At 33.2% G+C, this 16,228-nt stretch carries 17 protein-coding genes; 16 read left to right on the forward strand and 1 reads right to left on the reverse strand.

Going from position 1 to position 16,228, the window contains the following annotated elements:
• Positions 1 to 109: 109 nt before the first annotated feature.
• The 11 genes from gspD to M9C83_03750 are packed head-to-tail and all read left to right on the forward strand — an operon-like array spanning position 110 to position 9,746.
• The gene (gene gspD, locus M9C83_03700; GenBank protein ID URQ67311.1) at positions 110 to 1,951 is read left to right on the forward strand and encodes a type II secretion system secretin GspD; all 1,842 of its coding nucleotides are present in this window, start codon (positions 110 to 112) and stop codon (positions 1,949 to 1,951) included.
• Complete coding sequence (tadA, locus tag M9C83_03705) at positions 1,951 to 3,441, forward strand: Flp pilus assembly complex ATPase component TadA (GenBank protein URQ67312.1); 1,491 nt, start codon at positions 1,951 to 1,953, stop codon at positions 3,439 to 3,441. Before gspD ends, tadA begins: the two co-directional genes overlap by 1 nt.
• Complete coding sequence (locus M9C83_03710) at positions 3,434 to 4,624, forward strand: type II secretion system F family protein (protein ID URQ67313.1); 1,191 nt, start codon at positions 3,434 to 3,436, stop codon at positions 4,622 to 4,624. Before tadA ends, M9C83_03710 begins: the two co-directional genes overlap by 8 nt.
• Positions 4,624 to 5,052 carry a type II secretion system major pseudopilin GspG gene (gene gspG, locus M9C83_03715; protein URQ67314.1) on the forward strand — a complete coding sequence of 143 codons (429 nt, stop codon included), beginning with the start codon at positions 4,624 to 4,626 and terminating at the stop codon, positions 5,050 to 5,052. The genes M9C83_03710 and gspG overlap by 1 nt, the downstream gene beginning before the upstream one ends.
• Entirely contained in the window at positions 5,015 to 5,491 is a 477-nt protein-coding gene (locus M9C83_03720; protein ID URQ67393.1) for a prepilin-type N-terminal cleavage/methylation domain-containing protein, read from the forward strand. Before gspG ends, M9C83_03720 begins: the two co-directional genes overlap by 38 nt.
• The gene (locus M9C83_03725) at positions 5,481 to 5,834 is read left to right on the forward strand and encodes a type II secretion system GspH family protein (protein ID URQ67315.1); all 354 of its coding nucleotides are present in this window, start codon (positions 5,481 to 5,483) and stop codon (positions 5,832 to 5,834) included. Before M9C83_03720 ends, M9C83_03725 begins: the two co-directional genes overlap by 11 nt.
• Positions 5,827 to 6,426: a GspJ family type II secretion system protein gene (locus tag M9C83_03730; protein ID URQ67316.1), complete on the forward strand. Its 600-nt coding sequence runs from the start codon at positions 5,827 to 5,829 to the stop codon at positions 6,424 to 6,426. Before M9C83_03725 ends, M9C83_03730 begins: the two co-directional genes overlap by 8 nt.
• A complete protein-coding gene (gspK, locus tag M9C83_03735; GenBank protein ID URQ67317.1) occupies positions 6,416 to 7,369 on the forward strand; it encodes a type II secretion system minor pseudopilin GspK in 954 nt (317 codons plus the stop codon). Before M9C83_03730 ends, gspK begins: the two co-directional genes overlap by 11 nt.
• On the forward strand, positions 7,370 to 8,524 hold the full coding sequence (locus M9C83_03740) for a hypothetical protein (GenBank protein URQ67318.1): 1,155 nt from the start codon (positions 7,370 to 7,372) through the stop codon (positions 8,522 to 8,524).
• The gene (locus M9C83_03745) at positions 8,517 to 9,008 is read left to right on the forward strand and encodes a hypothetical protein (protein URQ67319.1); all 492 of its coding nucleotides are present in this window, start codon (positions 8,517 to 8,519) and stop codon (positions 9,006 to 9,008) included. Before M9C83_03740 ends, M9C83_03745 begins: the two co-directional genes overlap by 8 nt.
• A gap of 39 nt (positions 9,009 to 9,047) precedes the next feature.
• Positions 9,048 to 9,746 (forward strand): prepilin peptidase, encoded by a 699-nt coding sequence (locus M9C83_03750; GenBank protein ID URQ67394.1) that lies wholly within the window; start codon positions 9,048 to 9,050, stop codon positions 9,744 to 9,746.
• Positions 9,747 to 10,003: 257 nt separating this feature from the next.
• Here the strand turns inward: M9C83_03750 and M9C83_03755 are convergent, their stop codons facing one another.
• On the reverse strand, positions 10,004 to 10,561 hold the full coding sequence (locus tag M9C83_03755) for a TetR/AcrR family transcriptional regulator (GenBank protein URQ67320.1): 558 nt from the start codon (positions 10,559 to 10,561) through the stop codon (positions 10,004 to 10,006).
• A 60-nt stretch (positions 10,562 to 10,621) separates the two neighbouring features.
• Here M9C83_03755 and M9C83_03760 point away from each other — a divergent pair, with 60 nt between their 5' ends.
• Genes M9C83_03760 through M9C83_03780 form a run of 5 tightly spaced genes read left to right on the forward strand, consistent with a single transcriptional unit; the run spans position 10,622 to position 16,213 of the window.
• Positions 10,622 to 11,755, forward strand: a complete 1,134-nt coding sequence (locus M9C83_03760) for an MFS transporter (GenBank protein URQ67321.1) — start codon at positions 10,622 to 10,624, stop codon at positions 11,753 to 11,755.
• Positions 11,756 to 11,763: 8 nt separating this feature from the next.
• Positions 11,764 to 13,083, forward strand: coding sequence for an aspartate aminotransferase family protein (locus M9C83_03765; protein URQ67322.1), 1,320 nt, complete (start codon positions 11,764 to 11,766; stop codon positions 13,081 to 13,083).
• Positions 13,084 to 13,087: 4 nt separating this feature from the next.
• Positions 13,088 to 13,951 (forward strand): alpha/beta hydrolase, encoded by an 864-nt coding sequence (locus tag M9C83_03770; protein URQ67323.1) that lies wholly within the window; start codon positions 13,088 to 13,090, stop codon positions 13,949 to 13,951.
• Complete coding sequence (locus M9C83_03775; protein URQ67324.1) at positions 13,948 to 14,901, forward strand: MoxR family ATPase; 954 nt, start codon at positions 13,948 to 13,950, stop codon at positions 14,899 to 14,901. Before M9C83_03770 ends, M9C83_03775 begins: the two co-directional genes overlap by 4 nt.
• Positions 14,882 to 16,213 (forward strand): VWA domain-containing protein, encoded by a 1,332-nt coding sequence (locus M9C83_03780; GenBank protein URQ67325.1) that lies wholly within the window; start codon positions 14,882 to 14,884, stop codon positions 16,211 to 16,213. The genes M9C83_03775 and M9C83_03780 overlap by 20 nt, the downstream gene beginning before the upstream one ends.
• Positions 16,214 to 16,228 lie beyond the last annotated feature (15 nt).

The following is a 16,228-nucleotide window of genomic DNA, read 5'->3' on the forward strand; positions in this document are numbered from 1 at the left end:
TTCCAGCTATTTACTCCTGATATAGTAAAAACACAAATTTGTAACATAAATTTCACAAAGTGACAGCACGATTGTCACTAGTTCATCTCAGAATGTCGTTTATTCAAAAATGACTAAAAAATTAATAATCTTTATTTTACTGATCCCATTTTTTATTGGTGCAGAAGACACTTATATTCTTAATTATGATGACGTTGATATAAAAAAAGTTACACAAGATGTAGCAAGTTTTTCAAATAAGACATTAATTCTTGATCCAAAAGTGAAGGGGAGAGTTTCTATCTTTTCAGATACTATTCTTACATCTCAACAAGTTTGGGAGGTGTATTTAAGAACTATTCAGGTTAGTGGTTTTTCTGCAGTCTCCGACGGTAATATTGTCCGAATTGTGTCTGAAAATGACGCTACTCGTGATGAAACTGATATATCTAACGATGGCGACTTTTCTACAAAAATTATTCCATTAGTTAATCGATCTGCAGGGGGTATTTTGCCAATGCTCAAACCAATTACTGGTAGGCAATCATATTTATCCAGTATTCCCTCTGTCAATTCCATATTGATTGTTGATAAATTATCGAATGTGCAGAGAATTGAAACCTTGGTAAATCAATTAGATAAAGATAATTCTGCTCAAATCTCTATTATTAAACTTGATAATTTATCTTCAATTGAAGCAGTAAGAATTTTAGAGCGCCTAAAATTACAAGAAAATCCAACCATTAATAATTTTATCGCTGTGCCATTTCCGACTTCCAATTCAGTGATTCTTTCAGCAAATAACTTTGTAACAACTAATATAACTAAAACTTTACAGGCACTAGATAAAGATGCTTTGAACGATAGTTCTGTTGCAGTTATCTATTTAAAATTTGCTAAAGCTGACGAAGTTTCTGCAATACTAAATACTGTTTCATCACGTTTTACTAACTCAGAATCTTCTGAAAAACCTGTAGTTACTTTCCACGAGAAAACTAATTCCATTATTGTATCAACCGAGCAAGCTAATTTAGATGTAATACGTAATCTCATATCTAAACTTGATATTAGAAGAGCACAGGTATTGGTTGAGGCGATTATTGTAGAATTATCTGAGACCGCTGCAAAATCATTAGGAGTAGAAACTGTTTTTGCAGGAGGTGAGGACGGTGATGTACCCTTGGGCATCACTCGGTTTCAAGATTCAAATTCACCTGACTTATTAGCTTTAGCTGGTTCAGCTGCTGAGTCGGGAGATGATGTAACTCTTAGAAATATTGGTGCTTCATCGTTACTTAATACCCAAGGACTCATTGCAGGCTTAGGAAGCATTGAATCAAATGGTGATAGCTTTGCAGCAATTATCAGTGCAATTGTAAGCGATCAAGATTCGAACATATTATCTACACCATCGGTCATTGCAATGGACAATGAGGAAGCCAATCTTGTAATAGGTCAAGAAATACCCATCACCACAGGCGAAAGTCTCGGAGCAAATAATGCTAATCCATTCAGAACAACCTCAAGGCAAGAAGTAGGCATCAAGCTCTCTATCGTTCCCCAGATCAATGAAGGAAACAGTGTAATTCTAAATATCAATCAAGAAGTTTCTGGAGTTGTAGGCCCATTAACGGGAACCGCCGATCTTATTACAAATAAAAGAAGTATTGAAACAACAGTGTTAGTTGATAATAACCAAGTAATAGTACTTGGTGGATTAATTGATGATGATGTTCAAAGTTCTGAATCAAGAGTTCCTATCTTAGGAGCCATACCTGTTGTTGGTAATCTCTTTAAGTCATCATCTCAATCAAGAGTTAAGCGAAATTTATTAGTTTTCATTAGGCCAACAATTCTTTTTGATCCCAATGACGTAATGGAGCTTTCAAATGAGAAATATAATTATATAGAGGCGCTAAGAATGCTGGATGGTGAAAAGTCTGACATTATTGATTTAACTAGAAAACCATAATGGAACAGATAATAACAAAAGAGCATAAACCATTATTTCCTTACGAATATTCTAAATCTCAAAGAATTTTAGGAGTTGAAATTAATGGTGAAATATTTATTTTTTCTGAAAATGCACTGAGCTCATTGTCCATACAGGAATTATACTCAACATATCCAACAAAGAAATTTATCACCACATTATGCAGTCCTAATGAATTTGAAAAGGGATTAACTAAACTTTATTCTCAAGATAAGTTTCAAGAAACAATAGGAGATGAGCTATCGGAATCATTTGATCTTGAATCCTATGCAAAGACCATAACTCCTTCGGAGGATCTATTGCAGGGCAACAATGATGCTCCTATTATCAAGCTGATTAATGGCATTCTAAGTCAAGCTATTAAAGCTAAAGCATCAGATATTCACTTTGAACCTTTTGAGGATACTTTTATTGTAAGACTACGAATAGATGGAGTAATGCGAGAACTCATTTCACAAGATTCAAGACTATCACCTCCAATTGTTTCAAGATTAAAGATAATGTCCAAGTTAGACATCGCAGAAAGAAGAAAACCTCAAGATGGAAGGGTGTCGCTCTCACTTGGACCTCAATCCATTGATGTAAGAGTATCAACTTTACCGTCCTCATATGGTGAAAGAGTAGTTCTTAGGTTACTTGATAAAGATTCTGCAGAGATAGATCTAAATTATCTTGGATTTTCTGACTACGTTAACTCTAAATATCAAAAGGCACTGAAATCTAATGAAGGAATTATTCTTGTTACTGGTCCTACTGGATCTGGAAAAACTACAACTCTATATGCAGGCTTACGAGAGATTAATGATAATTCGCAAAACATTTTAACTGTAGAAGATCCCATTGAATATACACTCCCGGGAATTGGGCAGACCCAAGTGAATTCAAAGGCAGGCTACACTTTTGCAAGTGGACTAAGATCAATTCTTCGACAAGATCCCGACATTGTAATGGTTGGTGAAATACGAGATTCTGAAACTGCCAGTATTGCCATTCAAGCTAGCTTAACCGGGCATTTAGTTTTATCTACAATTCATACTAACAGCGCAATAGGAGCAATAGCCAGACTAAGAGATATGGGGGTTGAGTCCTACTTATTAGCTTCTAGTATTAAGATAGTGTTAGCACAAAGACTTGTAAGAAGGCTCTGTAATCACTGTAAAAAACCTTCTAGTGAAAATGTAAATTTATTAAAGAAATTTAATTTATGTTCTGAAAGCATATATTACGAACCAAGCGGATGTCAGCACTGTTCATTTACAGGCTACTCTGGAAGACTTGCGATTGCTGAGTTAGTCGAGATAGATGAAAATCTCAAGCAAATGATCCATGACGAAGCATCAGAAAAAGTGATGAATGATTATGCTTTCCAAAATAATCAATCCATACAAGAATCAATTAAATTAAATCTAGAAAACGGAATAACTAGCATTAGTGAAATAGTGAGATTGCAAAACATATCAGATGCCTAACTTTCAATATATTGCTCAAAATGAAGAAGGTAAATCCTTAAAGGGAATTTTGCTCTCTGATAGCGAGAGATCTGCTAGGCAAGAAATAAAATCAAAAAACTTACTTCTTCTTAGTATCAAAGAAACATCAAAACAAACTAAAGGTAAAAAAATAGCACGTAGAGACATAGCTGTTGCGACCAGACAAATATCTTCATTAATAAGCTCAGGTATACCGCTTGACAGGGCCTTGCAGTCAATTGGAAAAAACTCTAACTCAAAAGTTGGCGATTTATTTAATGACATAGGTAACGAGCTACAACAAGGTAGGCAGCTACATTTAATTTTGTCTGATTACCCTGGCAGCTTCGATCAGACTTATATTTCGCTTGTATCTGCTGGAGAAATTTCAGGTAACTTGATTGAAGCCTATAAAAATCTATCTGAATATTTAGAAGATGAAATTTCAATAAAACAAAAAATTTTTTCGGCTCTTGCTTACCCGGTACTTGTCATTAGTTTTTCTATATTAGTAGTAATTGCTCTTCTAATCTTTGTTTTACCCCAAGTAACAGAACAGTTTGTTAAGTCAAACATTGAACTCCCTTTTTTAACTTCTTTGATGATTTTTATCTCAAATAATATTTTGGTATTCATTGGGATAAATCTTCTAACAATCACAGCGTTTTACGTTCATTACAAGAAAAATATTTTGGGAACTTCTAGTGAATCAAATATCCATAGACTATTATTAAAAATCCCTTTTGTTGGAAGGTTTCTGTTAACTAGGGACTTAGAAAAGTTCAGTCGAATTATGTTTTTAATGCTTAAATCAGGTATCAACCTTGATCAATCTTTAAATCATGCAAATAAATTAATTGGTAATAGATATATAAGAAAAATCGTTGAAGATGCTACAGAAGATATTATCGAAGGCAAAGATTTTCTATATGAAATTAAGCAATCAAAAATTTTTCCGGAAATATTTATACAATTACTTTCAAGTGGTTTCCAATCTGGATCATTATCAGAAATGTTTGAAAAGTTAGCATTTTATTTTAAAGACGAAATAGATAACTCTAGATCATCATTACTATCCATTATTGAGCCATTAATATTAATAGTCATGGGCGGTATAATTACATTGATAATTCTGGCTATCCTCTTACCAATCATGCAAATGAATAACTCTATTTTATCCTAATGAAAAAAGGCTTTACTTTAATTGAACTCTTAGCAGTAATTGTCATCCTGGGTATTCTTGCAACCGTTGTAGCTATAAATGTATCTCCGATTCTTCAAAGAGCAAACTTTGAAAAAATTAGAGCTGATATTTCTCAAATAGAGAAAGGTCTCGAGTTGTACAAATTTAATGAACTTAGATACCCGTCTACTGATCAGGGTCTCGTTTCTTTAAAACAACCTCCTAAAGACCTTAATCGACCTTTTTTATACCCTGCAGAAGGATATATAAGTGATATTCCCAAAGACCCTTGGGGGAATGATTATTTATATATGTCTCCCGGCATCAATAAAATTTATTATGATATTTACACTCTAGGTGCTGATGGACTTGAAGGTGGCGTGGGTGAAGATGCTGACATTGGCAACTGGAATGTCAACTCGAAATAACGGTTTTACATTGATGGAGCTTCTGTTAGTTCTGCTAATAATAGGAATTATTTCTCTGATCCCTATTATCAATTCATCTTTCTTGAGCTCATACCAAGAAGGAGAAGTAACTCAAATCAACCAGCTCTTAAATTCTTTAAAGAAAGAAAGTCAGCTTATAAGAAAGCCTATAGCAATTAAAAAAAATAATGAGAATTACTATTTAGTGTCCTATGAAGACAACTCATGGAAAAATTATGATATTTTAGATTTTGATTTAAATCTGATCTTAAAAAATTATATTTTCAATGATCTAAACAATGAGTTTTTAGAAAATAGAGATAGGTCATTTTTAATCATTTTTTATCCCAACGGAAGAAACTCTGGTCTTGAGTTTAGAGTTTTAGATCAAAATCAAAAAATTTATTACGATATATTTGGTGAATTAAATGCGACTTGATAAAGGCTTTAGTCTTTTAGAAGTAGGTGTATCAATTTTAATCTTAAGTATTGCGCTGCTTACCATCTTTCAATCAATTTCATTTAATAACTCCAATCTTGACTCAATTAAAAAAAAGGCTTTTGCAAGACAAATAATTATCAATCGAATTTCTTCGTATGAATTTATAGATCCAATACGAATTAATTCATCTCGATCTTTTGATTATGTATTTGGTCCTTACAATTTTTTAGTTTTTGAAGAAATGAGTGTCACTGGAATAAATAAAAAGCAATTCTCTATTCGTGTCAGTCTTGATGATGAGGTAATCTCCGAATATATAACTCTTGCTGGAAATGAATAAACTTCAAAAAGGATTTACTTTAATTGAACTGGTAATTTCAATAACGCTGTTATCTTTTATAACCATCATAACAACTTCTATTTTACAAAATTCAATTATCCAGAGAAATCTCTACATAGAAAATTCAAACAATTTGGAAAACTATAATAGTTTTTTTGGAATTTTTAGGGATGATTTTAGATTTATCCAAAACGTCGACATGTTAAATGCTGATGGTGCAAGTTCATTCAAAACACTTCTTCTGAATGATGATGAGAAACAACTTAGCTTCATTACTAAAAGTTTTTCAAACACTGATCTTGAGTTAAAAAATATAAGAGTCTTGTATTTTATTGAAAATGGGCAACTCTATCGTAGGCAATATAAAAGCATAAATCCTGCAGATTTTAGTGATTATCTTGATACGTTAATCCTTGAGGAGGTTACTGATATTCAACTTAAAGCACATAATAAGCAGCGCTGGCTAAATATATGGCCTTACGACGAAGTTTCTAAAAGAAGATTGCCACACGCAGTTTCTTTAAGCATTTCTCAGCGTCAAAAGGATGTCTTTGAAATAATCTTAGCAACTGATAATGATAATGTTTTTTAGAAAAAGAAAAGGATTTGTTCTCATATCTACAATGCTTATTGTTTTGATGCTTTCTATAATTGCATCTGAAATGAGTAAAGCTTTCTTTTTAGATTTACGAAAGGAAGGATATCTCTCATTTGATGCAATTGCTTTTAGCAAAAGAATAGAATCTGAAAAGTTTTTATTAAATTTTATTAAGCGCGAATTAAATAAAAATCCAAACGTTAATAAACAAAATCCAATTTTCAATGAGAGTCTAGTTTTCCAATTTGATGATTTCTCACTTGAGGGCTCACTATCTGACCATTCAAATTGCTTCAATATTAATCATCTAATTACATTCAAGGGAGGGCAATCAAAAGATAACTTAAAAGCTATAAAATATTTTGAAGATTTGCTTTCACAATATGAAGTCAGTTATGTAGATGCTGACCAAATTATAGACCAAATTCTTGATTGGATGGATGATGATGATATTCCTAGGAACAACGGGGCAGAAAACTATTATTATTCAAGCCCATTGCACTATCCCAGAGAATATACCTCTAAAAGGTTATTTATTAATAAGTCTGAATTGCTGGCTATACCAAGTATCAATAAGATAAAAAATACAGCTATATGGCGAGACCTTTGCATCATCCCCATGAGTTCTATTTTCTATATCAATATCAATAGCCTACAAGACGAGGATAAACATTTACTTTCTAGCGCAATTAGTCAACCTAATTTGAATGAAATAGCTTTGATAATTAAAGAAACACCTTCTGAAGGCTTTTCTACCATTGAAGAATTCTTACAGAAATTTAATTTACAAGAAACAGATTTGATAATTCCTCTTGATACTTCTTCAGATATGTTTCTCTTTAATGGCACATTAAAATACCAAGGTTTTTCGTATAATTTTAAAACTCTTATTAAACAAGAAAACGAATTTAATTATAGAATTCTTGATAGGTTATAAATGAAAACAAGATATATATTTACTGATTCCAATCTTGAGACAATTTATGACTCTTTTGTAGTGGAAGGTGATCAAGTACATCAAACAATGATTTCTGATCTTCAAGAGATAAACACAGACAAATCCATAAGAAAGAATATTATTTTTTTTAATTCAGAGTTTTTAAATTCATGTTCACTGAATGAATTTGATAAATCTGATGACGACAAATTATTAAAAGCAAAGTTTTTTTCGTCTAATGTTGATCAATTACTTCTAAATCCATCTGAACTAACTTTTTTTCCTTCATCCATTGATAACATTGGAATTTGGGGAGAATCTTGCTACCTAGATAAGCTTAAAAGTAAAACTTTTAACTTAAGAAAAAGTTTTTTTATACCCGATTACTTACTATTCTTTGAACAAAAAAATGTTGTAGCAAACCTAGGATCTCATTATCTCTTAAGGCTAGAAGATGGTAGGGGATACAGCGGCCACCAACAAAAGATTAATGCACTCTTAGAATCAAATATTCAAATTTTAAATGATTTAGATGTTTTGGATGTATCGCCTAAGGAATTGGAGTGCCTGCAAAATTTAGAGCATTCGTTAAATAAGTTTGATTTAAGTTCCCAAGTTTATAACTTTCATACAAATCATTCATCACAGTTAAATATTCTTAAAACCCCTTTAAATATCAACAGATTATTATATTTAGATGTAATTGGTGTGGGTGAATTCAGAAATTTTGCCATCCCTCTTTTAATTGCCCTTTTTTTATCCATTTCTATAAACGTCACAATTGAATCTCAAAATGAATTAGTTTCCAAAGAAACTAAACAGCTCTTTTCAAACCTAGGAAATCAATCGGTAAGATTAATTAATCCAAAAGCACAAATAGATAAACTAGTTAGCGAATTACAAATAACAGACAACAAAAGTCAATTTGATATTAAATTTTTAGATTTTCTATATAACTATCCAGTAGATGAACTAGAAAGTATTGAAGTAAATCTTGATGAGCAATTTACTACTCTATACCTAGATGGACTTAGCTCAGAAAAATTGTTAATCCTCGTAAATCTACTCAATTCTTCTGGCCTGTCAACTGAAGAAAATTTTGTGGAGGCTCAAAATAAGTTAAAAGGTTCAATTAAGGTTTTTTTATATGAATAGTTACATTAATGGTATTCTGAAGTTTATTAGGAATAATGATAAATATCATCAGATAGCTATGATTTTATCTTTACTAATTTTACTTATTCTCTTGCTATTTCAACTTTCTAAAATTCAAGACAATAGAAAGCTTCTAATAAATGCAAAAAGCGACTTTGCTTATGTAGAAGAAAGATTCAACCTTATTGCAAATAAGATTAGTCTTAATCAGCTTATCAATAATTCAGAAAATACAAATTCTTTGTTGACTAATATCGCAAAGAAGTACGATTTATTAAATTTTCAAATCTATGAAGAGAATATGCAAAATGTAATACAGTTTGATATTGATGATCTGCAAAAGCTTGAAATCCTAATTAATATTTTTTCCAATGAAAGTTTTATTCAAGTCAAAAATATTTATATCAATCCCGATAGTAAGGATTATCAAATTAAAATTAATTATGTGTACGGTGATGCACAGAGACTTGATTTAAAAGAATAATTGATTATTACTGAGTTAATTGTTTGTATTTCCATTGGAATGTGCCTTGGAAGCTTCGCTTCAGTTCTGATCTACAGAATTCCTAGAAATATAAATTTGCTACTACCTAGATCCCATTGTCCCTATTGCAATAACACGCTCAAAACTATGCATCTAGTACCAATTTTTAGCTATGTCCTCTTAAGAGGAAAATGTGCTTTTTGCAGTTCAAAAATTAGTAGACTCTATCCTGTAAATGAAATTTTTATTACCGCAATGGTCGTAATAACTACATATCATGCTGGACCATATTCTATAGATGGATGGTTAACAATTACATTAATTTTGTGTCTATACGTTCAAGCAGTAATTGACTTTAAAATATTATCTTTATCAACTTATCTTAGCGTAATTATTGGTTTATTAGGATTTGCCTTTAATTATTTACACTTCTTCACATCAATTATTGATAGTTTGGCTGGATTGATTTTAGGTTATTGTAGCTTGTGGTTAATAAATTATATTTATAAAAAAATAAAAGGTACTGATGGAATCGGTTCGGGTGATTATTTATTACTTGGAGCAGTAGGAGGTGTTTTCGGTTCAAGTTCTTTAGGAATTATCTTATTATCAAGTTCAATCATTTCTATAGGATTACATTTCTTTACCAGAACAATTCACGGTGAGAGGATACCTCTTGGTACAGGTATTGCTTTATCAAGCATTATTTTCTTAGTTCTAATAATTTTGAACAAATAAAGACAAAATCTATATGTTTATATAAAAAGTAAACATGATACTTTCTTGGGGAAGCGGCATCATAAGACTAAGTTTTATTTCTATTTAGATTTAAATCAATATCATTTAACACAATAGATACGTCATAGAAGTACAAAAGTCACAATATTTTTTTAATATTCTGACCCGTTAGTTCTCCCCAAATTAACAATAAGATATTTTTCCCAAATATCCTTGAGTCTAGAAACCTAGTTTTTAATTAGGTTTCTTACTCATCTTTAATTAACCAAATAATGCAGACAAGCTTTTTTTGTTTCTGCAATTTGTTGTGGAGAAAGATTTCCGCCTTCCATGAAAGCGTCCTCCAAACAAGATATTAATATACTTAAACTATATGTGATCTTGAGTTCATTGTAGTTTGACACAGAATTCAACTGTTCAAAGAGCTCATCTTTTATAAGCTTTTTTGAATGATCAGTAAAAATTAAATTTGATAAAGGGGAGTTATTGGTGAGATATATGGCTATAACATCTATTAATATTTTTATGAGCTCAGAGGTATTTTTATAGTTTACTGATTTGAAGTTTTTTTTAATTAAAAGCAATAATTTATTTGTGTGCTTCACTGAAATAGCTTCCAGAAGGGATTCATTGCTAGGAAAGAATTTATAGATCGAAGGTCTCTTTAATCCAGATATTTTAGCTACAGCTTGAACTGTTAGATCGTAATCATCGCTCATATAGATAAATTCAGCAGTTTTGATAACCTCATCGAACCTCTTCTGACTGCGCTCTTGTTTTGGCTTAATGAAACTTGGATTTTTGGTAATTGGCACAATTAGTTTTCTTTATGTATACACTGAGCTTATATATTAAGCTTTATATAAAAAAGATAAATGCAATACAGAACTTATTTTCACCTATTGGCCGGCATGGCTATGTTGGAACTGGGAAATCTTGCTTCTTCTTTGGCACCATTTAACGTTAGTGCTGTCTCTGTAGGTCTGAATGCTAATTCACAAGAAGCTGGATTGGTTGTTACGCTTGAACTTTTCTTTGCTGCCATTAGCTCCTTATATTTTGGTAACGTAGCTTATAAGGGAAGGGTGCTTGGCTTAACTGGCAGTCTTATCGTTATGGTTTGTTATTACTTATGCTCTGTATCCAGTGATGTTAATCAAATTACTTTAATAAAAGCTTTTTCGGGAATTGGTTGCGGCATGCTTATTGCCTCAGGTCATTCAATATTGGCCTCATCACAAGATCCCAATAGATCCTATGCACTGTTTACTCTTTTCGCATCACTAACTGCTGCTTTTCTTATATACATCTCTAGTACATGGATAGAGGACGGAGGACATAGTTATTATTTCTTTAATTTTATTTATGTCTACATAGCGTTAACCTTGCTCTTTTTCTTTGCTAAAACATCCAACACAAATGATACTAATTTAGTTAGAGAACCCATTGCCCAGAAGTGGCTTTATTTCTTACTTATTACAGCTGTGCTGTTTTATGAAATTCCTTCCAGCGGTATGTGGGCGTTTATGGAAAGATTTGGAGTGGAATATATAGATATGGGAGTCTCTGAAGTTGGGAGTGTTATATCTCTAGCCATTATTCTGAGTCTTCTTGGACCGGTATTTATAGGTATATTTGGAAATAAAATAAGAAGAAAAGAAACAATTTTATTGTGTCTATTGGTTTCCTCAATTTGCGTTTATGCAATCTTTGGAATCCCTTCTTATGACACTTTTTATTATGGCAACATCACTTGGAATATAGTCTTTGTCATTATGGTCATTCTCATCTTGGCGGCTGCAGCTGATATTGATCCTACAGGTAGACTTGGAGCTTGGTTAAATGCTTGCATTCTACTTAGCGCATCTTTAGCACCCGCAGTTTTTGGTTGGATCATGCTGGAGAATGAAATGACTGTTATATATCCTTACTTAATCTTATTCCTTATTGTTGCAATGACCTGTATATTCAGTACAAAAGAAGACCTCGAACCCATTGATAAAGTATAATTATAGACATGAGATCACAAGAGAATCTAAATTTAGATAATTATTGGCTTCCTTTTACGCCCAATAAAAAGTTTAAGGCTAATCCTCGACTTTTAACCTCTGCTAAAGGGATGTTTTATAAGAGTGATGATGGTAGGGAAGTTTTAGATGGCATAGCAGGCTTGTGGTGCACAAATGCTGGCCATTGCCATCCAAAGATAGTCGCAGCTGTACAAAATCAAGCAGCTGAACTGGATTATGCGACAGCTTTTAATATGTCTCATCCAAAAGCATTTGAATTAGCTGAGAAAGTTTCTTCTCTAACTCCTAAAGGTCTCGATAGAATTTTTTATGGAAATTCTGGATCTGAAGCGGTTGAAACAGCTATGAAAGTTGCTCTTGCTTATCATGCATCAAAAGGCGATGGTCAAAAAACTAAGTTCGTTGGAAGAGAAAAAGGTTACCACGGTGTAAATTTTGGAGGAGTTTCAGTTGGTGGACTCACTCCAAACAGAAAATCTTTCGGACCTTTATTGCCTGGTATTGATCATATGCCTCATACGTGGGATACAGAACATATGGCCTTCTCTAAAGGCCAGCCGGAATGGGGACTTCATTTAGCTGATGAACTTGAAAAAATTCTTATTCTTCAAGATCCCTCTACAGTAGCCGCGGTAATTATTGAGCCAGTCACAGGATCAGGTGGCGTTATAGTCCCACCAGTTGGTTACTTGGAACGAATTAGAGAAATATGCACAAAACATAACGTGCTTTTAATTTTCGATGAAGTGATAACTGGTTTTGGAAGATTAGGCTGTTGTTTTGCTGCTAATAGATTCGACGTCAGGCCTGACATGATTACTATGGCAAAAGGTTTAACTAGCGCAATGATACCTATGAGTGCTGTTGCTTTCGATAATTCCATCTATGACCAACTTATGGAAGGTCCAGAAGCAATGATTGAACTATTTCACGGCTATACATATTCAGGTCATCCAGTAGCATGTGCAGCAGGTATAGCTGCCTTGGATGTATACGAAGAAGAAGGTTTGTTTAATAGAGCAAAAGAAATGGAACCTCACTTTCAAGAAGCCATTCACTCTCTTAAGGGTTTGAATCAAGTCATTGATATTAGAAATATTGGTTTAATGGGTGCAATTCATTTTGGTTCTGATGGACTTCCAGCAACAGAATTTGCAGCAAAAGTTTTTCAACATTGCTATGACAACAATGTTTTAGTTAGGTATTCAGGTGAATTCTTGGTGTTATCCCCATCACTCATAGTTGAGAAGGAACACTTAGATACGATTGCTGATGCTCTTAAAGCTGCTATAACCTCAGTCAGCTAGATCCATGTCTAATTTAGACTGGTTCAATGAATCACTTCTAGTTGAACCTGTTTCTAAATACGTTCAAGTTGAAGATAAGAATATTCATTACTTGGTATGGGGTGATGAAAATAAGCCAGGGATATTTTTCATCCATGGTTATAGCGCTCATGCCCACTGGTGGGATTTCGTAGCTCCTGCATTTTTAGATAATTTTTGTGCAGTTGCAATTGATCTATCAGGATCCGGAGATAGCGATCATCGAGAATTGTATAGCCAAGAAATTTTTGCAGATGAAATAAAAGCTGTATGCGATGATATGAACTGGAGTGAGGCAGACTTCATAGCACATAGCATGGGTGGCTCCATTTCTCTTAATGCAACATCTATCTATCCTGAAATATTCAAATCATTAACGCTATTAGATTCAATAGTTGTACTTCCACCAGATAAAGCTAGAGGATTTTCTTCCAGCAAATCCATGATTAGGGCTGATTTTATTTATGATGATAAAGAAGCTGCAATGGATAGTTTTAGATTAATCCCACCTCAGCCATGCAGAAATGATTATCTGCTCAATCACATCGCTTCCAATTCCTTCAAGGAAAGAGATGATGGATGGGTCTTAAAATCTGACGGAAAGATCATGAAAACCTATAAATCAAAAGATCTAACCGATATTCTTATGGCCATAAAATGCCCAATTAATATTGTTTATGGTTTAATGAGCCAAATTTTTACACAAGATATATTGGATTACACCCTTTATGTAGGGAATATTCCAAATGAGAGAGTAATAGGAGTTCCAGGGACTATGCACCACCTATTCGTCGATGATCCACTGAGTGTTATCGATGCTCTAAAAAAAGTGATAGGAGAAGATCGATGACAGATGGACCTAAAAAAATCATAAAAGATATTACCAAGGGATTTGCGAAGCATGGATATATTTGTAGCGAGCAAATTGCTACTGCTGTATATCTAGCATCTGAATTAGAAAAACCTATTCTCATCGAAGGGCCTCCAGGAGTTGGAAAGACTGAACTAGCTAACACTGCCGCTTTGTATTTTAAGAAAGAAATGATCAGATTGCAGTGCTATGAAGGTTTGGATGAATCAAAAGCGCTTTATGAGTGGAGATATGGAAAACAGCTTCTATATACCCAAATTTTAAAAGAACAGATGCAAGAAGTTTTAGAAGGTGCTAAAGGCTTAAAAGAATCGCTTGATAGGTTAATGAAGTTTGAGGATATTTTCTTCTCAGAGGATTTTTTGGAAACACGTCCTCTATTAGAAGCTCTAACTTCTGAAAAGGGCTCTGTATTACTTATTGATGAGGTAGATAAATCCGATGAGGAATTCGAAGCTTTACTCTTAGAGATCCTATCGGAGTTTCAAATTTCTATACCAGAATTGGGTGTCAGGAAAGCAGATGTTAAACCACTTGTAGTTTTAACAAGTAATAATAGTAGAGAAATAGGTGATGCCCTTAAAAGAAGATGCCTTCATTTATACATTCCTTTTCCTGATGCCAAACTGGAAAGACAAATTGTTCAAGCAAGAGTTCCTGAAATATCAGAGTCTATGCAAATACAGTTAGTAAACTTTGTGCAGGGAATACGAGAATTAGACTTAAAGAAATTACCAGCAATTAGCGAAACAATAGACTGGGCGAAGACAGTCATTCTTCTTAACTCTGAAGAATTAGATGCCAAATTAGCAGAAGACACACTCAATGTGCTTCTCAAACATCAACAAGATATAGAAGTGGTGAAAAAAGAGATTCCTGCTTTGGTGTCATCAGCTACTGAAACATCAGATGGAAAAAGTCTTAACTGATTTTGTAAAAGCACTTAGAAACTCTAATGTTAGAGTATCTCCAGCTGAGACCATAGATGCTGTATCAGTAATTGATTCTGTAGGTTACGAAGATAAAGAGTTGCTTAAAAGAACCTTATCAATAGTTCTATCTAAAACACCGGACGAAAAAGATAAGTTCAATGCTTGTTTCGATGATTTCTTTTCCGATGAAATAAAACAACAAGCTTCTGTTGATATGGATCAATTATCCGATATAAAAGATATAGATTCAGATTTGGCAAAAAAACTCTTAGAGGGATCTCAAGGAGAATTGATGTTGTCCATTGCTGATGCTGCTGAGGAAGCAGAAATTAGAGAGATAAGATATTTCACTCAAAGGTCTGTCTTTACCAGACGTATCTTAGAGAAAATGGGGGTAGGGAAGCTAGAAGATGAATTGATGCAATTAGGTTCGTCTAGAGAAGATGAATTACCTTCAGATCTTGAGCAAGAACTCAGAAATCAACTTACGAATTTACGAGAAAGAGTATCTGATTATGTTCAACAGCAATTTCTTCTACATGGAGATGTATCGGGGGAACAGTTGAGAGAGCAAATATTTAAATCCATGAATATGGCTCAAATAGATAGATCTTATTTAAATGAAGTTCATTCGTTGGTCAGAAAGATGGCAAAAAAATTAGCTAACCTTCATTCTCGAAGAAAGAAAAACTTTAAAAAAGGTAAGTTGGATATCAGAAAGACAATTAGAGATAACTGGGTCAATCAAGGAATACTATTCAATCTAATCTGGGCTTATAAAAAAGTTGATAGACCTAAGATCTATGTAATTTGCGATGTAAGCGGATCTGTAGGTGCTTACGCAAGATTTATGTTGATGTTCCTTTTTAGTCTTACAGAAGTTGTATCAAAGCTAAGAGCATTCGTTTTCTCATCTAATCTTGGAGAAGTTACTAACGACTTTAAAGACGCAAAACTAGATGAGGCTATCGAAAAAGCATTGCAAAAGCATGGTGGGGGCTCAACTGATTATGGGCAAGCTTTGACTGATTTTGTGAGTTTATGTGTGGACGAAATTGATAATAAAACAACGGTCGTAATACTAGGTGATGCAAGAAATAATTTTGGTCCAGAAAAAGCCCATCTATTGAAAACTATTAAAGAGAGATCAAAACAAGTTTTCTGGTTAAATCCCGAAGGTAAATATAGATGGGATACAGGAGACTCAGTGATGACAAAATATTCAGCATATTGCACAAAAGTCTTTCAATGCGGGAACATAGATCAACTTGAAAGAGTAGTATCAACACTTCTCAAAACCGCCATTTAGATATATTATTTTTTT

The organism is SAR86 cluster bacterium, from assembly GCA_023703575.1.
In the GTDB taxonomy this organism is placed as follows: Bacteria; Pseudomonadota; Gammaproteobacteria; order Magnimaribacterales; family Magnimaribacteraceae; genus Magnimaribacter.